The organism is Kyrpidia sp. (genome assembly GCF_023512215.1).
Taxonomy (GTDB): domain Bacteria; phylum Bacillota; class Bacilli; order Kyrpidiales; family Kyrpidiaceae; genus Kyrpidia; species Kyrpidia spormannii.
Window position 1 is genome coordinate 1 of record NZ_JAILZZ010000019.1, and the last position, 20,505, is coordinate 20,505.

Genomic DNA, 20,505 nt, shown 5'->3' on the forward strand with positions numbered 1-20,505 from the left:
ACACCGGGAGCTTCGCCTGGGTGGTGACCGGGTCGGCGACCACCAACGCGCTGATCGAGGTGGCAATCAAGTACAGCACGAGCACGACCTTCAAGGACGTGAGCGACGCCACCTTCAGGATCGAGGATCTGGTCTTCACCTACGCCGAAGAGACGTTCAACTTCCCGGACGCCAAGACGCCGTTTGGCCTGAGCCTGGTTGTCTGCAAGGTCGGCCCGCACGACCCGTCCGAGGTGCAGAAGTACCTTTACAAGTACATCTACACGCTCAGGAACAAAGACCTTGATGGGAAGTTCCCCATCAATTACATCTTCGGGTTTACGGTCTCCAACTGCCGCGAATCGTTCCTGGCGCTTAAACCGAAGAAGAAGGACCAGTCCGAGGATTCCACCTGGTCGCCGAACACCTGGCAGGCGCCGCGGACGGATGCGATCCAGTGGAGCACCAGCGCGACCCAGGCGGTCCAGAACGGCATCAGTCCCAGCAAGGAGCTGCTGGTCTTCTGTGTCTACACGAACCGCAAGCCGGTGCTGAGCACCTTCTTCGTCAACGGGCTCTACTTCGTGGATCAGTCCAGCTATGGCAACGCCCGCTCCCAAACGTTCCAGTACTGGACGCCGGGGTGTCCCGAGGGCGGTGGAGACGAGGGTGGCTGCGTGCACGAGTTCAAGCTGGCGCAGGTCTATACCGTCAACAGCTACGCTGAGGGGCCATTTGGGACGATGAGCTGCTGGAAGGGCGCACACGCGACACCGATCCCGGCGGCGAAGCTGGCGATCCCGGGCGTCTTCTGCCTGGCGACGAAATCGGACGGCACGTTCGACTGGGAGGCGTTCATCAGCGGCTTCAAGGGGACGGGCGACGACTCCTGTTGCGAGTATCCGGTCGTTCAGTACATCGATCTCCTCAAGGTGTCGCCGCCTTCGCAAAAGTGCCCGATCTTCGGCGGCTACAAGGTGTATCAGACCGGCACACCCAAGAACGTCAAAGGGATCCGCACTTGGTGGCCGCTAGCGTACACGATGCCCGGCACAACCTTCACCCTGACCCTGAAGGGCATGTGTCAGGACGGCAACAAAAAGAAGCCGTACAAGGAGGTCTACAAGTGGACGGTCGTGGCGAACCCGGACACGTTCGACCTCCTGATCGATCTCTTCCATACCAACTCGTTGGGCGAGTTGGAGGTGCCCAGCATTGTTGGCGAGGATACCTACGCAGCGCTCAAGAAGTGCGCGGCGAAGCTGAAGCAGGCGGTGGACGCCTTTATCCGGGAGACCCAGCGCACGGTGACCGGAGAGGTGAAGGTGAAACTGTTCAAAGGTCAGTTCCAGGCGGTGGCCCGGAGATCGCCGGTGTCGCTGTATGATTTTAAATTGGCGACCTACAACCCCGAGGATGCCTTTGATCATCATGCGGCGGAGGGATTCATCAAATTGTGGGGCTTGCCCACCAAAGTGTACGCTCAGGTGCACCGGGGGTCGGCGGCCGGTGTGGAAGGTGCCGCATCGGCGGGGGCGCCTGTAGCCCCGGGGGCCGAGAAGGCGGGGGAGACGGTCCGGTGAAGCTTTGGGGCGGACGGTTTACGAAACCCACGAACGAGTTGGTGGAGGCCTACACGGCCTCCATCGGTTTTGACCGGCGTCTTGCGAAAGAAGACCTGGAAGGCAGCCTGGCCCATGTGAAAATGCTCGGCCGGTGTGGCATTGTCCCCCAAGAAGACGTGGAGAAGATCGCCGAAGGGCTTGAGGAACTCCGGCGCCGCCTGGAGGCCGGAACTCTGGAGTTCGACGTGGCCCAGGAAGATGTCCATATGAACCTGGAGAAACACCTGATCGATCTCATCGGGCCGGTGGGCGGCAAGCTGCACACCGGCCGGAGCCGGAACGATCAGGTGGCGTTGGATATGCATCTCTACCTGCGCCGGGAGATCGACGAGATCATCGAGCTCATCGTCGATCTCCAGCGGGCCCTGGTGGAGACGGCGCATAAATACTTGGATGTGATCCTCCCCGGCTACACTCATCTCCAGCGGGCCCAGCCGGTTCTTCTGGCCCACCACTTGGCGGCGTATTTTTGGATGTTTGCCCGGGACGCGGAGCGACTGCGGGATGCGCGCAAGCGGGTGGACATGATGCCGCTCGGGGCGGGCGCCCTGGCCGGTACGACGTTTCCGATCGACCGGGAATCCGTCGCCCGGGAACTGGGGTTCGGGCGATTGTACGAAAACAGCATGGACGCCGTGAGCGATCGGGATTTCATTCTCGAGTTTCTGGCGGCGGCGGCGATCCTCATGGTCCACTTGTCCCGGATGAGCGAGGAGTTCATTCTGTGGTCGTCGACGGAGTTCGGGTTTATCGAACTGGACGACGCTTATTGCACGGGGTCGAGCATCATGCCCCAAAAGAAAAACCCCGATGTACCGGAGTTGGTTCGGGGAAAGACGGGCCGGGTGGTGGGCCATCTGGTCGGCTTGCTGACGGTGATGAAGGGGCTGCCGCTCGCCTACAACAAAGATTTACAGGAAGACAAAGAAGGCATGTTCGACACCGTGGACACCCTGAAAGGCGCCCTGGCGCTGTTCAGCGGCTTGGTCCGCACCCTGGAGGTGCGCCGGGAGCGGTTGGCCCGGGCGGTGGCGGAGGATTTCTCGGGTGCCACCGATCTCGCCGATTATCTCGTGCGCAAAGGGTTGCCGTTTCGCCAGGCTCATGAGGTGATCGGCAAGCTGGTGCTCCACTGTGTTCAGCGGTCCTGCTTCCTGGGCGACCTCAGCCTGGAGGAGTACCGGGAGTTTTCACCGCTTTTCGACGAGGACGTTTTCCAGGCGCTGGACCCCCGCCGTGTGGTGGACGCCCGGAATGTTCGGGGCGGCACCGGAACCGGGGCCGTGAAGGCACAGCTGGAGCGAGCCGCCAGGTGGCTGGAGGACTGGTCGGAAGGTTCGGATACCGGGGCGGATCCTGAGCCGGGGGACGCCCGATCGAGCGCCGAACCCGCAGCGGGGGGCAACCAAGAGGAAGGGTCGTGACGGTGAAGGAAGAAGGGCCGGCACCGGCGGGGGTGTCCGTGGAACCCAGGGGTTCCGCAGACGCCCTTTTTTGGTGTCGGCTCATGTCCGTTATGAAATCAACCCAACAGGTTTAAAATGTAAAATCTCCGACAATCAGGAGAATCGGAAGAATGACCAAGGAGACGACGGCGAACAGACCGGCGAACACTCCGATGGCGATGGAACGCATTGCTTTCATGTCCACACCTTCTTCCGGCGTTTGACATGATTTTGTCACAAAATGAGGGGTTTGTAAAGCAGGAAATTGCTAGACGGGAAGGTGGCGAAGATGCCGATGTTCGGCCCGAAAGGGTGAGCCCTTGAAACGGCACACCCGGGCGGGCCAGGGCGAATCCGGGGCGAAAACGGGCATTTATTTCGAGCCGGCAGTACCGGTATGATAGATCTAGCGACAAAGCGTCGTAAGGTGAGAGGAGGAGCGTGAACGAGATGGGTCACAGTTCGGTCAAGAAAGGGGTTTTCGTGTCTCTGGGGGTGGCGGCTCTCTTGGCTGGCCCGGTGGTGCCCGCTGTGGCGGCGGGGGCCGTGCCGATTGTACCCGGGGGCCCCGGGGGACCCGGCCTTCCGGTGAGCGGCACACCCGGCGGCGTGGCCTCGACCCCCGGTGGCGGCGTGGTCCAAGCACCGCCGAAAGATGCTCGGGTTTCCATCGATGCGGCAAAACAGAAAGTGATGGATGCGTTCGGATTTCGCGTTACGCCGGACATGACGTTTAATTATTCGTTCATGTCCGGGGCGCCGGACGGCAGACGCCGCTGGAACCTCAGTTGGCAGACCCCTCCCTTTCAAGGGGGGCCGGGCGACAGCTACAATGCCTCGGTGGACGCGGACAGCGGTGCGATCCTGTCTTATCAGCATTGGAAGGGCAAAGATCAAGCGTTTCCACCGACCGTGACCCAGGAACAGGCCCGGGAAACGGCCCTCGACCTCGTCAAAAAACTGCAGCCGGTGGAATCCCAGCAGATTACCGCCTGGCCGGTTCAGGAGGCCATGGGGCCGCAGGGCTTGTTGGGGTTTGTCTTTGCCTTTGCCCGGGTGCAGGACGGGGTGCCGTTTCCGTCCAACGGTTTTCGAGTGATGATCAGCCCGGACGGCCAGGTGAGCTCGTACGATTTTGTGTGGTCGACGAATGTCCTGTTTCCGGGCAGCAAGCCGGCGCTGGGCGAGGGGCAGGCTCAGGCGACGTTGGCCAACACCCTGCGGGTGAGCGCTCATTACATACCGGATCCCAGTAAATGGGCGGGGGTGGCTCAGGTGCGCATGGTGTATCAGGCCAATGTTGCGGCCTCCACCATCACGCCGGGCCTGGGCTATGCCCCGGTGGGCCCGATGGTCTTGGATGCGTCGAGCGCCCAGTGGATCGATGGCAACGGGAACTCGCTTTCGGTACCCGACGCTCCGACCCCGACCCCGCTGATGCCGGGCGGCCCCGAGGTTCCCACATTCTTCAGCAAGCCCCTCGATGAAAGCGCAGCCGAGCGCATTGCCCGCTCGCTCTCCGAGCTTTCGACTTCAGCCACCCTGGTCACCAGCAATCTCAACGACGGCGGCCGGGGCCAGCATCCCACGTGGACCTTCACCTTTACGGAACCGGATAACACGTCGGTGAACGTGGGCGTCGATGCCATGAGCGGCGAGGTCGTTTCATTCAACACCGGGCGCCCGATACCGATGAATGAGAAGAGTGCGGCGGGTCCCCCGGCGGTGACTGCGGACCAGGCGCGGCGGGTGGCGCTCGACTTCTTGAAACGTGTATTGCCGAACCGGCTTGGGGCCCTGGCCGTACCCGAGAACCAGCCTGAGGACGGACCGATCCTCTTCAACAAATCGATGGCGGGACCCATGATTCCGGCCGGGCCGGCGATCGTCAAACCTCCGATTGCCCAGAATTACGTGGTCAATGCCCTCCACCTCCACCACGGGGTGATCGACGATCTCTCTAACGTCAGCGTTTCTGTGGACAAAACCACCGGGCAGGTCACGAACTACTATGCCCGGTTTGCCGACGATCCAGGAATGGGCATCAATTATCCGGAAGGACAGCCCAAACCGAGCGAGCAGGCCAGGGAGGCCTATCTGAACGCGATCCACATGACCCTGGCCTATGTCCAGTTGATGCAACCGAACAGCGGCGAGCCCGGCCCGGTGCGCTTGGTTTACTTGCCGGTCAGCGACGCGCCGCTCATCGGATGGGATGCCCTTACAGGCCAGTGGATCCAGCCGTTCGGCGCACAGCCCGGCAACGTAAACCTGGATGAGATCCGCGGCCACTGGGCGGAAAAGGAACTGAGCGCTCTTTTTCAAGCGGGGATTATGCAGCCCGTGAACGGAAAGATCGCGCCGGATCAACCCATCACCCGGGGGGATTTTGTGGCGGCGTTGATGCGGGCGGTCTCTCCTTACGGCGGCCCGATCCCGGATATGCCGAGTTTTGAGGATGTTCCTTCCAACCACCCGGATTACCCCTATATTGAGTGGGCGTTGCAGCGGGGATGGATCGACGCCGGGAAGCAGTTTCATCCGGACGAACCGCTGACCCGGATCGCCATGGCCGACATCCTGGTTCGGGAACAGGGTTATCAGGATTTGACAAAAGTTACGGGGATTTTTCAGAATCCCTATTCCGATATGAGCGGCCGATCCGATCGCGAGTTGGCCGATGCCGCGGTGGTGACGGGGCTCGGACTCATGCGGGGGTCCGACGGCAAGTTCCTCCCGGACGATCCGGCCAGCCGAGCCCAGGCGGCGGTGGTGCTGTATCGCTTATTGGAATTGAAATAGCAGGGAGTGGCCCGGGGGTCGACGGATACCCGGGCTTTTATGTGTACCTGTAACGGAACACTTCAAAAATACAGATAGTCATGTATAATGAAGAATAATGACCGAGGAGGTCGAAAGATATGTACGGCACCATGATGGATACCCCCCTTTTGTTGACGTCGTTTCTGGAGCATGCCGGGATCTATTTCGGGGATGTAGAAATCGTGTCGAGGAGACCAGACAAGTCGTATCACCGGTATCGTTACCGGGATTTCTACCACCGGAGCCGGCAGTTAGCCGAAGCGTTACAAAGAGCGGGACTGCGGCGGGGTGACCGGGTGGCGACGTTGATGTGGAACCATTACGCCCATTTGGAGGCGTATTTTGGTATACCCGCCGCGGGAGGGGTGCTGCACACGTTAAATCTGCGGCTGCATCCCGACGACATCGCCTACATTATGAACCATGCGGAAGACCGGTTCCTTCTCGTGGACGACGTCCTAGTACCCTTGTTCGAACAAGTCAAGGATCGGGTTGGGGTGGAACGGGTTTTCGTGGTTCCCCTAAGTCGCCAAAAGATTCCGGATGGTTACGAGAGCTATGAGGAGTTTTTGGCGACGGCAAGTGGGGATTTTCAATATCCGGATTTGGATGAACGCGAGGCGGCGGGGATGTGCTACACCTCCGGGACCACGGGGAAACCGAAGGGGGTCGTATACTCCCACCGGGCGCTGGTCCTTCATTCTCTGGCCAGCGCTATGGCGGGGGCTGTGGGCATAGCCCAAGAAGATACCGTGACTCCGGTGGTGCCGATGTTCCACGCCAACGCCTGGGGACTGCCTTTTACCTCGGTGATGGTGGGGGCCAAGCAAGTTTTTCCGGGTCCCCATCTTGATCCGGTGAGCCTGCTTGAGCTCTACGAGGCGGAGCAGGTGACGGTGACGGCCGGAGTGCCGACGATTTGGCTGGGGATCGTGCAAGAATTGGAGCGGGAACCGGAGAGATGGAGGCTTCAGCCCATGCGCATGTTGGTGGGCGGGGCGGCGGCGCCGGAGGGGATGATCCGGGCTTTCGACCGTTTCGGGCTCAAGGTGGTGCACGGCTGGGGAATGACCGAAACGAGCCCGGTGGCGACCCTGGGCCATGTAAAATCCACGTTGTCACACTTCAGCGAGGATGAACGATACGCCTTTCGGGCGAAACAAGGCTATGCCCTTCCGTTGCTCGATCTGCGGATCGTGGGCGAACACGGCGTGGCGCCTTGGGATGGCCAGACGATGGGCGAGCTCCAGATCCGGGGGCCTTGGGTGGCGGCGTCTTATTACAATCGCCCGGAGAGCGCCGACAGTTTTACCGAGGACGGCTGGTTCCGCACCGGGGACATCGCCGTCATCGATCCGGAAGGGTATGTGAAGATCACCGACCGGGCCAAGGATTTGATCAAATCCGGCGGCGAGTGGATCAGCTCTCTCGACCTGGAGAATGCCCTCATGGGCCATCCGGCGGTGGCCGAAGCAGCGGTCTTCGCGGTTCCCCATCCAAAATGGCAGGAGCGCCCCGTGGCGGCGGTTGTGTTGAAGCGGGGGGCCGACGCAGGGGAGGAAGAACTGCGGGAATACTTGGCGGCCCGATTTGCGAAATGGTGGCTGCCGGACGGCTTTGTGTTTTTGGATGAGATTCCGAGGACTTCAGCGGGGAAGTTCCTGAAGTCGAAATTAAGGGAACAATTTAAGGATTGGTATCCCCGAAACGTGCCGGACGCGGCGCAATGATTGTGGTGGCCTTAGTTGTCCCGGCGGGGGCGAGCGATGTTGGTGACCACAAAGTTGAGGAGTATGGCGCCGTAAAACACGTTGATGAGGTGGCCGATCACCATTTCGAGTTGGACGAACAGCTTCAAAAGGCGCCCCTGGGGAATGATGTCCCCGTAGCCAATGGTAAAAAAGGTCACCGAGCTAAAATAGACCGTGTCCCAAGGGTCGATGGTTTCTCCGGTGCTGAAATAGGTCATGTTGTTTGGCGTGAAAGAGATGAGATCGTTGTAAATCTGGCCAAAGGTCAGGATGGTGACGATCACAATCACGACGTAGAGCACCGGGATGACGAGAATCCGGAGCCTGTACAAGGTCAGATCAAGGCGGAACAACAGCCCGGCCCAAGGATGTTCCGCCAGGGGACGAGGGCGCCGCTGTAAACTGATTTTGTAAGCGTAATAAATCATGAGGACCAACAGTTCCACGTACATTATTGAGCTGAGGATGAGCAGCAGTCCGGTGGACGAGAAGTTGGCAGCGGCGTCAGAAAAGAGTCGGCTTCCGTTGAGATGGAGCAACAGGACCACATGAACGGCGGACAGGCCCATGGACAGGGGCCAGTTGTGGTACGCGACCACCGCCAGCCCCAGCGCCCAAAACCCGATGATCAGCGCCCCCAACCCCGCCCGAAACGGAATGACGGCCACGACCGGCGTGAGGGAGAGCAACAGCACCGCCGTCAGAAGCAGTGTGCCCACCGTTTTGACGAAAATGGAAGATGTCCGTATGGTTTGCCACGCCTCGCCGAACACGCCGGCGGTCTCGTTGCCCCGTCGCTTTGGTCCGCTCTCGCCGTCCACAACCGTTCCTCCTGCGGGCGCGTTCTCCGCGCTGATCACTTTGTCATGTCAAAATATAGACCAATTTACACCGGGCGGCAATGGGTCTTTCGGTGGAATCGGGGACGAAGGCACAAATATCCATCGATCAGGATCACGAGGACGGCGGCCTCGAAGCAGGGCGTTGCCGAAGAGAGAGTGGCGCTCGAGTTCAATGACCATAGATGTTGATCAAGCGACCGCCAGATTTCGAGAGATCGCCGGCGAGCGTGTAGGCTAAAGCAGAATCTAACATACATTGTAAGATATATTCTTGACGGATGAACGGAATCTTTCTATCATGGAAGCAGTTGATTCGCAGTGACCCATGGGGGATAGGGTTGGGGAAAGGAGGGGGCGGAATGCACCTGACGGAGCGGGAAAAGGAAAAGCTGCTCGTGGTGGTGGCCGCGGATCTGGCCCGGCGCCGCCGAAGCCGAGGGCTCAAGCTCAACTATCCCGAGGCGGTGGCCATTCTCACCCACGAAATTCTCGAAGGGGCCCGGGACGGAAAATCGGTGGCGGAGTTGATGCAGTGGGGCCGGACGCTGCTCACCGAGGACGACGTCATGGAAGGCGTGGCGGACATGATCGAAGAGGTCCAGGTCGAGGCCACCTTTCCGGACGGGACGAAGTTGGTGACGGTTCACCGGCCGATTCAGCCCAAGGCAAAGCCGGGCGGGGACGCCGATCGGGGCGACGCGGACCCCGGTGCGGGCGATGGGGGCGCGGTGACTGGGGAAGGGGCGGCGATACGATGAATCCGGGGGAATTGTTCCTGCGTCCCGACGTCATCCGGATCAACGAGGGGCGGCGGATGGTGACGATCACCGTGGTCCATCGGGGCGATCGCCCCATCCAGGTGGGGTCGCATTTTCATTTTTACGAAGTGAACGAGGCGCTCGATTTCGATCGGGAAAAAGCCCGGGGAATGCGGCTGAATATCCCCGCCGGGACGGCGGTGCGTTTCGAGCCCGGGGAGGAGAAACAGGTGACCCTGGTGGAATTCGGCGGGACCCGGGAGGTGTACGGCCATCGCGGGCGTGTGAACGGTCCTGCCGGGGGAGCCGACGGCTCCCCGACCCCGGGAGGGGGGCTGGTGATGACCCGGGAGGCGTATGCGGGGATGTTCGGACCCACGGTCGGTGATCGGGTTCGTTTGGCCGATACCGAGTTGGTCGTCGAAGTGGAAAAAGATTTTACCGTGTACGGCGATGAATGCAAGTTTGGCGGGGGGAAGGTGCTGCGGGACGGGATGGGACAGTCGGCCAGGGCGCTCCGCCGGGACGGCGTCCTCGATCTCGTGATCACCAACGCCCTGGTCATCGACCACTGGGGCATTGTCAAAGGGGACATCGGGATCAAAAACGGGCGGATCGTCGGAGTGGGAAAGGCGGGGAACCCGGACACCATGGACGGGGTGCGCCCGGACATGATTGTCGGCGCTTCCACTGAAGTGGTGGCGGGGGAAGGGTGCATCGTCACTGCGGGCGGGATTGACACCCACATCCATTTCATTTGTCCGCAACAAGTGGAGGTCGCCCTGGCTTCGGGAATCACGACGATGATCGGAGGCGGGACCGGGCCGGCCACGGGCACCAATGCCACCACCTGTACCCCGGGGGCGTGGAACATTCATCGCATGCTGGAAGCGGCGGAGGGTTTCCCCGTCAATCTCGGCTTTCTAGGCAAAGGCAACGCCTCGACCGAGGCCGCCTTGGACGAGCAGATCCTGGCCGGGGCGGCCGGGCTGAAGCTTCACGAGGATTGGGGATCCACCCCGGCGGCCATCGACGCGTGCCTTCGGGCGGCGGACCGGCATGACGTGCAGGTGGCGATCCATACAGACACCTTGAACGAGGCGGGGTTTGTGGAGACGACCATTGCGGCCATCGCCGGGCGGACGATTCACACGTATCACACCGAAGGGGCCGGCGGCGGCCACGCTCCGGACATCATTCGCCTGGCGGGCGAGGCGAATGTCCTGCCGTCCTCGACGAATCCCACCCGGCCGTTTACGGTGAACACCATCGATGAACACCTGGATATGCTCATGGTCTGCCACCATTTGGACAGCCGGATTCCCGAAGATGTGGCTTTTGCCGATTCGCGCATTCGCCCGGAGACCATCGCGGCCGAGGATATTCTTCACGACATCGGAGCGCTGAGCATGATGAGCTCCGACTCCCAGGCCATGGGAAGGGTGGGCGAGGTGATTCTCCGGACCTGGCAGACGGCGGACAAAATGAAGCGACAGAGGGGCCGCCTTCCGGAAGAACGGGGCGACAACGACAATGAGCGGGTGAAGCGTTACATTGCGAAATACACCATCAACCCGGCCATCACCCACGGGATCGCCGATTACGTGGGTTCGGTGGAACCGGGCAAATGGGCGGATCTCGTGCTTTGGAAACCGGCTTTTTTCGGGGTGAAACCGGAACTGGTGATCAAAGGCGGGATGATCGTCCATGCCGCCATGGGAGATGCGGGTGCGTCGATTCCCACGCCCCAGCCGGTGTTCGGCCGGCCGATGTTCGCGGCGTTCGGGGCGGCCGCCCCGGGTCGATGTTTTACCTTCGTGTCCAGAGCGGCTTGGGAGGCGGGCATTCGGGATCGGTTGGGATTGCGCCGGGAGGTGGTTCCGGTGAAGAACTGTCGAAACCTAGGAAAAAAGGACATGGTGAACAACTCCGCCACGCCCCGGATCGAGGTGAATCCGGAAACCTATCAGGTTTGGGTGGACGGTGTCCTGGCGGCGTGTGAACCGATCCGGACCGTCTCCATGGGTCAGCGGTATTTTCTTTTTTGAAGGGGGACGGGCAATGCGTCTCGATCTGCGGGGGCTGCCTCTGTTGGATTCCGCGTTTCCCACCGGCGCGTTCGCCCACTCGTTCGGCCTGGAGACCGCGGTGCGGGAAGGCCGCGTGTCCGGTCCGGGGGAGCTGCGCAGATGGCTGGAGGCGTCGGTGTGGGCGGGAACCGGTCGGACCGACGGGGTGGGGGTGTTTTGTGCCCACGCCGTCGTGTCGGGAGGCGGACTCACCTCCCCGGGCTCGCTCGGAGAGGAGCGTCTCCAGGAGGTGGACCGGCGTCTCACTCTCATCCGGCTGGCGCGGGAATCCCGGGAAGGGAGTGTGAAGATCGGCCGGCGGTATGTTCGACTGGCGGAAGCGGTGTACCCGGAAGCCGGCATCGAAAGGTACCGGAGATGGATTGAAGAAGGGGGGTGCTTCGGCCAGGCCCCGGTGGTCCACGGATGGTTGTGGGCGCATCTCGGCGGAGGGGCCGAGGACGCCGTGGCGGGGTATCTGTATGCCGGGGTGGTCGGGGTGGTCCAATGCGCGCTGCGCCTGTCGGTGGTGGGCCAGACCGACGCCCAGAGGACGATTCGGGATCTTTTGCCCGATGTGGAGGCGGCGGCGGGGGAGATCGTGCGGCTCCGTCCGGAACCCTGGCAGATGGGGGCGGCGTGTGTGTTTCAAGAGGTGGCGGGAATTCGCCACGAGACGCTGTATTCCAGGCTGTTCATGTCGTGATCGGCCGGCGTCGTCTCCGGCCAGCGATCGCGCGGACAAGAAATCGAGTGAGACCAAGGAGGAAGAGTCCGTGTGTCAAGGTCATGATCATCATCATCACGAGTGGCGGCATCGGAGTTTTGCCGGCGGCAGGCCGATGCGGGTGGGGGTCGGAGGGCCGGTGGGATCCGGAAAGACGGCTTTGGTGGAAAAATTGTGCGCGGAGCTGAAAAATACCTACAGTGTGGCGGTCATTACAAATGATATTTATACGAAAGAGGATGCGGAGATTCTGGTCCGAACCGGCGTTCTTCCCGGGGAGCGCATCATTGGGGTGGAGACGGGAGGGTGTCCGCACACCGCCATCCGGGAGGACGCTTCGATGAACATGGATGCCGTAGAAGAATTGGAGAAGCGTTTTCCGGATCTGGATATGATTTTCATCGAGAGCGGCGGAGACAATCTCGCGGCGGCTTTCAGTCCGGAATTGGCCGATCTGTTCATTTACGTCATCGATGTGGCTCAGGGGGACAAAATTCCCCGGAAGGGCGGCCCAGGGGTGCGACAGTCGGACCTCCTGGTGATCAATAAGATCGACCTGGCTCCGTACGTCGGCGCGAGCCTGGATGTGATGGACCGGGATTCCCGGGCGATGCGGGGCGACCGGCCGTTCGTGTTCACGAATTTGATGAAAAATGTCGGGGTGGCGGATATCGCCCGCTGGCTGGCCGATCAGTATCACAGGGCCGAGGCGGCCGGCTGAGGATGGAGCGGCGGGTCCACGGAGTGTGGCGGGGGACGGCGGCGGTGCGCGGGGGCCGGACGGTGCTTGCCGACAGTTACCAACAGGCGCCGCTGAAGGTGGCGAAACCGTTCTACGCCGAGGACGGAACCATGGTGATTTACCTTATGGACGCGTCCCCGGGTCTTTTGGGCGGCGATCGGTACGAGATCGCGTGCGCCTTGGGTCCCGGGGCGCGCCTCTTTTTGACCACCCAATCGTCCTGCCGCCTCCACCCCGGGGCCGAAGAGGCGGAGAGCGTGCTCATTCAGCGGTTCCGGGTGGAACGGGGCGCCGTTTTGGAGTATTTTCCCGACCCGGTGGTGCCCTTTGCCGGGTCTCGCCACCGCGGAGAGACGGTGCTGGAAGTGGCTGCGGGAGGAGTCGCCTTGGTGGCGGAAACGGTGACGCCGGGGCGGTGGGGAATGGGGGAGGTGTTTCGGTTTGCGGACTTGCGCCTGCAAACGTCCATTTATTGCGATGGGGTGTGGACGGCGTGGGATTCGCTGTGGATAGAACCGGCCGGGATGCCGATGGGTACCGCCTGGGGGGAGTTTACCCACATGGCCACGCTGTGGGTGGTGTCCGATCAGTTGGGAGAGGAGGAAATCGAACTTCTTCGGGAAGTGACGGAGGCCGGTGAGGAGGAGATTTACGGTGGCGTGTCCCGCCTGGAGCGAGGGGGCTGCGTCCTTCGTGCCCTGAGCCGGTCGGTGCGGCCGTTGCAGGCATGGGTGTACCGTGTCAGGGAAGTTCTGCGGCCGCGTTTGATCGGCAGTCCGGCTTGGCCGGTGCGGAAGCCGTGAAGGGCGCGTAAAGAAGCGGCGATTTTTGGAGCAATTTTACGTTAGGTTAACTTGACATATAACGTTTCTTTTTGGTACAGTACAAATAAGCAAAGTTGCCATTTAGCTAACGCAACAATAAAGGCCTCGGCGGTGCCGGTTTTCCGGTGCCGACGACGATCTGCGGATACCCGAGAGGAGGATGGGGAGGATGGCGCAAGTGAAGACGCTGCGCGACTTGGAGCGCCAAAAGGACGAAGTGATGGAGATGTATCTGTTCGCTTCGCCGGAGGATCGGGTAAAGCTTTTGGTGCGCCACATGGAACTCCAGGAGAGCATCGACGAGTTGACGGCCGCCGGCGAGGCGAACCGGCCGAAGCCGGTCCGTCGGTGGCATCGCCGGCGCCGGGTATGGAACTACCTTTGATTCTATGGGGCTGAGACGGCGGGAAGACCGATCTGCACCTGGGTCCGCCCCGTCCGGCGGAGCGGGTGACGGCCCACCCGTAGAACCCAGGACGGGCTCACGGGTGCTGCGGGTGGCGGGTGGCTGCCCGGATGCGAGATGGGAAAAAACGACTGTGTCGATTCCTGTCCGATTTGGCGAATCGGACAGGAATTTTTATTTACAGTGTCGAATCTGGTTATGGATCATCCTCGCATCGGGCGGCGGACGCAGAGGGAGGGACATCGCCGGCATGATCGAGATGCACGATGTATGGAAGACGTACCCGAACGGTGCGACGGCCCTTCAAGGCATCGATATCCGGATCGACCGGGGGGAATTTGTATACGTGGTCGGACCGAGCGGCGCCGGAAAGTCGACCTTCGTCAAGTTGATGTACCGGGCGGAGAGGCCGACGAAAGGGCAGATTTTCGTGAACGGTTTCAATATCGACCGCATGAGGGAGCGGCGCATTCCTTATCTGCGCCGCCATATTGGCGTTGTGTTCCAGGACTTTAAATTGCTTCCACAGCTGACGGCGGCGGAAAACGTGGCCTTCGCCCTGGAAGTGATCGAGATGCCCCGGCGGCAGATTCGACGTCGAGTGGCGGATGTGATGGAGCTGGTGGGGCTGTCCCACAAGATGCACGCCCGGCCTAATGAGCTCTCCGGAGGGGAACAGCAGCGGGTGGCGGTGGCCCGGGCTCTGGTGAATAATCCGGTGGTGCTCATTGCGGACGAGCCCACGGGGAACCTGGATCCGGAAACGTCCTGGGAGATTCTCCGCTTGCTGGAAAAGATCAATGACCGCGGAACTACGGTGGTCATGGCGACGCACAACCGGGATATTGTGAACACCCGCAAAAAGCGCGTGATCGCCATTGAGCAAGGCCGGATCGTCCGTGACGAGGAGCGGGGGGTTTACGGATTATGAAGGTGCGTACCCTGGGTCGACATTGCCGCGAAGGCCTGCTGAACCTGGGGCGTAACGGGTGGATGACCGTCGCCTCGATCAGCGCCGTGGCGGTGACGTTGCTCATCCTGGGCGTGTTTGTGGTAATGGCCTGGAACGTCCAGAACCTGTCCAGGCAAGTGGAGCAGCAGGTGCAGATGAACGTGATTCTAAAAGACGGCACCACGCCGGAGCAGATCAAGGCGGTGCAACAGTGGCTGGTGGCCCGCCCGGATGTGGCGAAGGTGACCTTCGTGTCCAAGGAGCAGGGGCTGGCCAATTTGCGGGCGTCGCTCAAACAGGACAGCAATTTGCTCGATGGGCTGGATAAGCAAAATCCCCTGCCAGACAAATTCGTGGTGCAGGCAAAGGATCCGCGGATGACGGGACAGGTGGCGGCGGCCATCGAGAAGTTGCCCGAGGTGGACTCGGTGCGTTACGCCCGGGACATGGTGGAGCGGTTGTTCCAGGTGACCCGGATCGTCCGGGACATCGGTTTGATTTTCATCGTCGGGCTCTTGTTTACGGCCATGTTTCTCATCGCCAACACCATTAAACTGACGATTTTCGCCCGGAGGCGGGAGATCGAGATCATGAAACTGGTGGGCGCCACGAACGGGTTCATCCGTTGGCCATTTTTTGTAGAAGGGATCTTCCTCGGGGCACTGGGGGCACTGTTCCCCATCGTGGTCATCGTCGTCGCGTATCGATACCTCGTGGATGCCGTACCGAGCTTCTATTATTTTCAGTTGGTTCCTGCCCATCCCCTGCTTGAACAGATGGCGGCCCTGCTGTTGGGGGTGGGGGCTTTTATCGGGGTTTGGGGCAGCGTGGTATCGATGCGGCGCTTCCTGCGGGTGTGAGGAAAGGTAAAAAGTTTCCTCGGCTCGGGCTCCGCAGGGTGCGCCGGGACGGCCAGTGGCTCATGGAAGAAAACGGGCGAGCGCGGGCGGTTTGCCACGACTCCCGGAGCGACGGGGCGCCGGGTCGGGTGAACCGCCCGGATTGTCTGGATGCAGCTATTGTCTCGGCGGCTGAGATTGGCCAAGATACAAGGTAAGACGGTGTCGATGGGCGCCGTACATTGAGTCAGGGGTGGTGCTGCGTTCATGCAAGTTCGTTTTCGCAGTCTGGTCATCGCCGTGGTCCTGGCCCTGATCGTGGGGAGCGCCGGCACCTATGGAATTCTCCAGTGGCGGGGCGACCTGCTCAGTCCCGGGGTACCGTTGACGTCGGCGGACCGGGCTGAATTCGAAAAGTTGTTTCGTTCCTTTCAAACCTTGAAAGCGCAGTACTACCAACCGGTAGACGATGCAAAATTGGTGGACGGCGCCATCGGAGGCATGGTCCAGGCTCTGGGCGATCCCTTCTCCAGCTACATGGACCGATCGACGGCTCAACAGTTTCACGAATCGCTGGGGTCCTCTTTCGAGGGCATCGGCGCTGAGGTCAAATCGGAGAACGGGAAGATCGTCGTGGTGGCGCCGATCAAGGGTTCGCCGGCGGAAAAGGCAGGCCTTCGGGCCAACGACCAAATTCTGTCTGTGAACGGAAAAAGTCTCCAAGGCATGAACGTCAACGACGCGGTTTTGCTAATCCGCGGGAAAAAGGGCACTGTGGCGGATCTGGAGATCCAACGCCCAGGGGTGAAAGATGTCCTGCACATCAAAGTGGTACGCGACACCGTTCCCTTGACCACCGTGGATTCGTCCATGGTGGAGCCGGGAATCGGGCGAATCGCCATTACCCAGTTTAACGAGAACACCGGCAAGGAGTTCGACGATGCCCTCGCCAAGCTGCAGGCCCAGGGAATGCGCGGCTTGATCCTGGATTTGCGCGGGAATCCCGGGGGGTATCTGGAGGCGTGCCTGGAAATCGCCAATAAACTCATCCCGAACCACGGGATTATCGTTCAAGTGGTGGACCGGGCGGGGCGGAAGGACGTCCATCGTTCGACCCTGGACAGGGCGCCCTTTCCGGTGGTCGCCCTGATTGACGGCGGCAGCGCCAGTGCAGCGGAAATCCTCGCCGCGGCCCTGCAGGAGGCGGCCCACGATCCCCTGGTGGGACAAAAATCGTTCGGCAAGGGAACGGTCCAGACGGAGCTTGATTTTCCCGACGGCAGCAACATCAAGTACACCATGGCCAAATGGCTAACGCCGGATGGGAATTGGATTCACCAAAAGGGGCTCCAACCGAATTACCCGGTGACCCTGCCGTACTATTGGCAGTTGCCTCCGTTGTCCATTACAAGGCCGATAACTCCTGATAGTACCGACACCTCCGTGAAGATCATGCAAAATTTTCTCGAGGCGCTCGGGTACTCCCCGGGACGGACAGATGGGTATTTCAGTCCGCAGACCGCGGAGGCCTTGCGGGCGTTTCAGCAGGCGAAGGGGCTTTCGCCCACCGGCATCCTCGACCCGGATACGGCTATGGCTTTGAATGATGCGGTCATCGCCAAGGAAAAGCAGAGCGACCCGGTGATGCAAAAAGGGATCGAGGTGCTGAAGTCTTTCATGAAGGCCTGAGGATCCGGATCACGGTTAAACATAAACAGGGATCGGAGGATCCGGTGTCGAAGTTATACCCTGCAGAGGAATCTGTGGGGTTTCTTGTTTTCGGGGGGATGAAACCATGGCCGGTTGGGGCGCAGTGGTTCCGGCGGTTGTCGCGGTGTGGGCGGAACCTTTCGCGTGGTTGGCCGCCCTGACGGTCCTTTTCAGGTACTTGGCCCAGGTCCGGGTGGAACGGCGGTTGCACGGGGTCAGGATGCACCCGGCGTCGATCCGGTGGGTGATGTCCCTGGTCCTGGGGATGGCCGGTGGATTCGTGGCCTCAACGGTGCTGTGGGTCCTGGGGCTCGCCGGGGAGGGGCCGGGCATGGCATGGGCAGCTGCCGTCACCCTGGTTTTGGGATGGGTGCGCAGTCGGTGGATGACTTTCGCCTATGGGGCGGGGGTTGTCAGCTTGGCGAGCCTGGCGGCCAGATGGTTCCCCCAAGGATGGATTCCAACAGGATGGGCGGAGTTTTGGGCGGGCTTGACTCATCTCGATGTTCCCTCGATGCTGGGGGCGGCCGGGGTTTTCGGGGTGGTGGAAGGTGCGCTCGTGGCGGTGATCGGCCACTCATGGGCCATCCCCGCGCGCTTGCCCGGACGCCGGGGCGGAGCTGTGGGAGGGTACCTCCTGCAGCAATTTTGGGTGATGCCTGCGGTGACGACAGCCTCCTTCCTTTCTTGGCCGGCGGGTGCGATTCTTCCTGGCGGCCTTGCGCCAGTTCCCATCACGGTCGGCTTTGAAACGGCGGCGGTGGCCCGGTTACCTCGGGAGCGAGCCCTGGCCAGTGCAGGGATGATCGCGTTATTCGGGTGCATCCTCCTGGCCCTCGCTTGGGTGGCGCGGGAACGTTCCGCCCTCGCCTGGGTGGCCGCCCTTTTTGCCCCGGTTGCCCGGGAGTGGATCAGCTTGTGGAGTTTCCGGCGGGAGTGGTCGGGGTCGCCCCGCTTTGCCCAAGGGCCGGGCGGGATCCGGGTGTTGGCTGTGGTGCCCGGCTCCCCAGCGGCGGCTCTTGGACTTCGGCCCGGGGACACGGTGACGGAGGTCAACGGGCGGGAGGTTCATTCTTTGACCTCTTTGTATGAGGCGATCCGCCTTCAGCCGGCCTTTGTGCGCATGGAAGTGCGGGATCCCGCCGGGGATGTGCGGATCTGCTCCCGCAGCCGTTATGAAGGCGAACCGCATCTTCTGGGGGTGGTCGCCTCTCCGGGTGAGGAAGAAGTGGAGGCGCAGGTTCTGACCGTTCTCGGCCGTACTTTTTCGATATTGAGCGGGTTCCTCCGCGGGCGATCGACCAGGAAAGAACCGGTTAGGGGTGAAGGGTGATGGATTTTGCATCGGTATTCGGTATGATCGCCGGTATCGGCGCATTGGTGACCGCCTTTGTGCTCGAAGGGGGAGACATCTATGCACTCTTTCAGGGCACGGCGGCCCTCATTGTTTTTGGCGGCACTTTCGCCGCGACGGTGGTGGGCTTGTCCCGGGACCAGATCCGGGCCATCCCGGCTTTATTGAAAGTGGCCTTTTTTGGAAAGACGAAAGACCCGCACCGGTTGATCCGCGATCTGGTGGAGTTGGCCGGCACCGCCCGCAAAGAAGGGCTGCTGGCTTTGGAAGAACGAATTGAGGAGTTCGAGGATCCTTTTATGAAACAAGGCATTCAATTGATCGTCGACGGGGTTGATCCGGAGTTGGTGCGCACCATGCTCGAGACCGATGTTCAGTTTCTGGAAAATCGCCACCGCCAAGGGGTAGCGATTTTCGAGTCCGCCGGCGGATACGCGCCGACCATGGGCATCCTCGGCACGGTGATGGGATTGGTCCACGTTCTCAGCAATTTGAGCGATGTACAGTCCCTCGGACCCCTTATCGCCACCGCTTTTATTGCTACCTTGTACGGCGTGGCATCGGCCAACTTGATCTATTTTCCCATCGCAACCAAACTGAAACTGCGCAGTGAAGAAGAAATCATGATCCGGGAGTTGATTATCGAAGGGGTGCTCTCGATTCAGGCCGGAGAGAATCCGACTTTGCTCGGCCAGAAATTGAAGGCTTTCTTACCGCCGAAATGGCGCGAAGTCGAGGAGAGGAAGGGCGACAGTCGTGAGGCGGCGTAGGCGGCCTGAGGCTGAAAAGATCAACCAGGAACGCTGGTTGATCACATACTCCGATTTGATCACCTTGTTGATGATTTTTTTCGTGATCATGTACACCATGTCGAAGGTAGACATGTATAAATTCGTCAATCTTTCCGCCTCGTTGTCCCAAGCGCTGTATAACCAGAACCAGGTGCAGCTCAAGGGGCTTGGCACCACCGGACTCATCGCGGCCCAACCGTCGGCGGGTCCGCCCGGGCAGGTTCCTCCAGCGCCAGATTTTCTAAAAACGCCGGAGCAGGTGGCGGAAGAGCGCCAGTTGGCCCAGATCAAGCTCCAGCTGCAGTCGTTCATTCAGAAACAGGGCGTCGCCGGCCAAGTGGTGGTGGAGGACAAACCCAAAGGGCTGCTCATTAGTCTGAGAGACGTCATCCTGTTCGATACGGGAAAGGCGGATCTCAAGCCCGAGGCCCGCAAGTTGTTGGACGGCCTTCTCCCGTTTCTCGCCCAGGTGGGCAATCCTCTGGAGATCGAGGGGCATACGGACAATCGTCCGATCCATACCGCCCAGTTTCCGTCGAACTGGGAGTTGTCCACGGCTCGGGCGCTAACGGTGCTAGAGTACCTGCAGGCCAAGGGCATTGATCCGAAGCGCCTGTCCGCCACGGGGTACGGAGAGTGGAGACCGGTGGCTTCAAACGACAATCCCGAGGGGCAGGCGTTGAACCGACGGGTGAACATCACCATTGAACGCACGAGCGCAATCAACGGACCTGCAGATCAGGCGCCTAATCTGTCCGGCCCTTGAGATGGGAATTGGCCGATTGTATCGGGCTGCGGAAATCACGGCTCGACGGCGGATGGCTGGTGGACTGGGACAAACTAGAAAAAAGCCTGCCGCGGATCGGAG

16 protein-coding genes and 1 pseudogene are annotated in these 20,505 nt (G+C 61.0%); 16 read left to right on the forward strand and 1 reads right to left on the reverse strand.

Annotation, left to right across the window (positions count from 1 at the left end; genetic code table 11):
- Positions 1 to 233: 233 nt before the first annotated feature.
- The 4 genes from K6T64_RS08595 to K6T64_RS08610 all read left to right on the forward strand — a co-directional run bounded on the left by K6T64_RS08595 (position 234) and on the right by K6T64_RS08610 (position 7,602).
- Positions 234 to 1,562 (forward strand): argininosuccinate synthase domain-containing protein, encoded by a 1,329-nt coding sequence (locus K6T64_RS08595; protein ID WP_288009663.1) that lies wholly within the window; start codon positions 234 to 236, stop codon positions 1,560 to 1,562.
- On the forward strand, positions 1,559 to 3,028 hold the full coding sequence (argH, locus tag K6T64_RS08600; RefSeq protein WP_288009621.1) for an argininosuccinate lyase: 1,470 nt from the start codon (positions 1,559 to 1,561) through the stop codon (positions 3,026 to 3,028). Before K6T64_RS08595 ends, argH begins: the two co-directional genes overlap by 4 nt.
- 471 nt (positions 3,029 to 3,499) lie before the next feature.
- Entirely contained in the window at positions 3,500 to 5,851 is a 2,352-nt protein-coding gene (locus tag K6T64_RS08605; RefSeq protein ID WP_288009665.1) for an S-layer homology domain-containing protein, read from the forward strand.
- A gap of 119 nt (positions 5,852 to 5,970) precedes the next feature.
- Complete coding sequence (locus K6T64_RS08610) at positions 5,971 to 7,602, forward strand: long-chain fatty acid--CoA ligase (RefSeq protein ID WP_100666782.1); 1,632 nt, start codon at positions 5,971 to 5,973, stop codon at positions 7,600 to 7,602.
- Between the two features lie 11 nt (positions 7,603 to 7,613).
- Here K6T64_RS08610 and K6T64_RS08615 read toward each other — a convergent pair whose 3' ends face one another.
- Positions 7,614 to 8,444 (reverse strand): potassium channel family protein, encoded by an 831-nt coding sequence (locus K6T64_RS08615; RefSeq protein WP_170084858.1) that lies wholly within the window; start codon positions 8,442 to 8,444, stop codon positions 7,614 to 7,616.
- 380 nt (positions 8,445 to 8,824) lie between these two features.
- On the opposite strand from K6T64_RS08615, the pseudogene K6T64_RS08620 reads away from it, so the two are divergent.
- The 12 genes and pseudogenes from K6T64_RS08620 to K6T64_RS08675 form a co-directional block, all read left to right on the forward strand.
- A pseudogene (locus tag K6T64_RS08620) lies at positions 8,825 to 9,124 on the forward strand (urease subunit gamma); the annotation flags it as partial.
- 95 nt (positions 9,125 to 9,219) lie between these two features.
- The gene (gene ureC / locus K6T64_RS08625) at positions 9,220 to 11,271 is read left to right on the forward strand and encodes an urease subunit alpha (RefSeq protein WP_288009624.1); all 2,052 of its coding nucleotides are present in this window, start codon (positions 9,220 to 9,222) and stop codon (positions 11,269 to 11,271) included.
- A gap of 13 nt (positions 11,272 to 11,284) precedes the next feature.
- Positions 11,285 to 11,998 carry an urease accessory protein UreF gene (locus K6T64_RS08630; protein ID WP_288009625.1) on the forward strand — a complete coding sequence of 238 codons (714 nt, stop codon included), beginning with the start codon at positions 11,285 to 11,287 and terminating at the stop codon, positions 11,996 to 11,998.
- Positions 11,999 to 12,068: 70 nt separating this feature from the next.
- Positions 12,069 to 12,740 (forward strand): urease accessory protein UreG, encoded by a 672-nt coding sequence (gene ureG, locus K6T64_RS08635; protein WP_100666786.1) that lies wholly within the window; start codon positions 12,069 to 12,071, stop codon positions 12,738 to 12,740.
- A gap of 2 nt (positions 12,741 to 12,742) precedes the next feature.
- Complete coding sequence (locus tag K6T64_RS08640) at positions 12,743 to 13,564, forward strand: urease accessory protein UreD (protein ID WP_288009626.1); 822 nt, start codon at positions 12,743 to 12,745, stop codon at positions 13,562 to 13,564.
- Positions 13,565 to 13,754: 190 nt separating this feature from the next.
- Entirely contained in the window at positions 13,755 to 13,970 is a 216-nt protein-coding gene (locus tag K6T64_RS08645) for a hypothetical protein (RefSeq protein ID WP_100666788.1), read from the forward strand.
- Between the two features lie 271 nt (positions 13,971 to 14,241).
- On the forward strand, positions 14,242 to 14,922 hold the full coding sequence (gene ftsE, locus K6T64_RS08650) for a cell division ATP-binding protein FtsE (protein WP_013076147.1): 681 nt from the start codon (positions 14,242 to 14,244) through the stop codon (positions 14,920 to 14,922).
- Positions 14,919 to 15,803 carry a permease-like cell division protein FtsX gene (gene ftsX / locus K6T64_RS08655; protein ID WP_100666789.1) on the forward strand — a complete coding sequence of 295 codons (885 nt, stop codon included), beginning with the start codon at positions 14,919 to 14,921 and terminating at the stop codon, positions 15,801 to 15,803. The genes ftsE and ftsX overlap by 4 nt, the downstream gene beginning before the upstream one ends.
- 246 nt (positions 15,804 to 16,049) lie before the next feature.
- Positions 16,050 to 17,471: a S41 family peptidase gene (locus K6T64_RS08660; protein ID WP_288009627.1), complete on the forward strand. Its 1,422-nt coding sequence runs from the start codon at positions 16,050 to 16,052 to the stop codon at positions 17,469 to 17,471.
- A 106-nt stretch (positions 17,472 to 17,577) separates the two neighbouring features.
- Positions 17,578 to 18,825, forward strand: a complete 1,248-nt coding sequence (locus K6T64_RS08665) for a PDZ domain-containing protein (protein WP_288009629.1) — start codon at positions 17,578 to 17,580, stop codon at positions 18,823 to 18,825.
- Positions 18,825 to 19,616: a flagellar motor protein gene (locus tag K6T64_RS08670; protein ID WP_100666792.1), complete on the forward strand. Its 792-nt coding sequence runs from the start codon at positions 18,825 to 18,827 to the stop codon at positions 19,614 to 19,616. Before K6T64_RS08665 ends, K6T64_RS08670 begins: the two co-directional genes overlap by 1 nt.
- Positions 19,603 to 20,403 (forward strand): OmpA family protein, encoded by an 801-nt coding sequence (locus K6T64_RS08675; RefSeq protein WP_197945540.1) that lies wholly within the window; start codon positions 19,603 to 19,605, stop codon positions 20,401 to 20,403. Before K6T64_RS08670 ends, K6T64_RS08675 begins: the two co-directional genes overlap by 14 nt.
- Positions 20,404 to 20,505: the final 102 nt, after the last annotated feature.

Bases quoted from the DNA above. Each gene is read 5' to 3' on its own strand.
- K6T64_RS08640 (WP_288009626.1), top strand. From the start codon at position 12,743: ATGGAGCGGCGGGTCCACGGAGTGTGGCGGGGGACGGCGGCGGTGCGC.
- K6T64_RS08610 (WP_100666782.1), top strand. From the start codon at position 5,971: ATGTACGGCACCATGATGGATACCCCCCTTTTGTTGACGTCGTTTCTG.
- K6T64_RS08630 (WP_288009625.1), top strand. From the start codon at position 11,285: ATGCGTCTCGATCTGCGGGGGCTGCCTCTGTTGGATTCCGCGTTTCCC.
- ftsE (WP_013076147.1), top strand. From the start codon at position 14,242: ATGATCGAGATGCACGATGTATGGAAGACGTACCCGAACGGTGCGACG.
- ureC (WP_288009624.1), top strand. From the start codon at position 9,220: ATGAATCCGGGGGAATTGTTCCTGCGTCCCGACGTCATCCGGATCAAC.
- K6T64_RS08670 (WP_100666792.1), top strand. From the start codon at position 18,825: ATGGATTTTGCATCGGTATTCGGTATGATCGCCGGTATCGGCGCATTG.
- K6T64_RS08645 (WP_100666788.1), top strand. From the start codon at position 13,755: ATGGCGCAAGTGAAGACGCTGCGCGACTTGGAGCGCCAAAAGGACGAA.
- K6T64_RS08660 (WP_288009627.1), top strand. From the start codon at position 16,050: ATGCAAGTTCGTTTTCGCAGTCTGGTCATCGCCGTGGTCCTGGCCCTG.
- K6T64_RS08605 (WP_288009665.1), top strand. From the start codon at position 3,500: ATGGGTCACAGTTCGGTCAAGAAAGGGGTTTTCGTGTCTCTGGGGGTG.
- ftsX (WP_100666789.1), top strand. From the start codon at position 14,919: ATGAAGGTGCGTACCCTGGGTCGACATTGCCGCGAAGGCCTGCTGAAC.
- K6T64_RS08665 (WP_288009629.1), top strand. From the start codon at position 17,578: ATGGCCGGTTGGGGCGCAGTGGTTCCGGCGGTTGTCGCGGTGTGGGCG.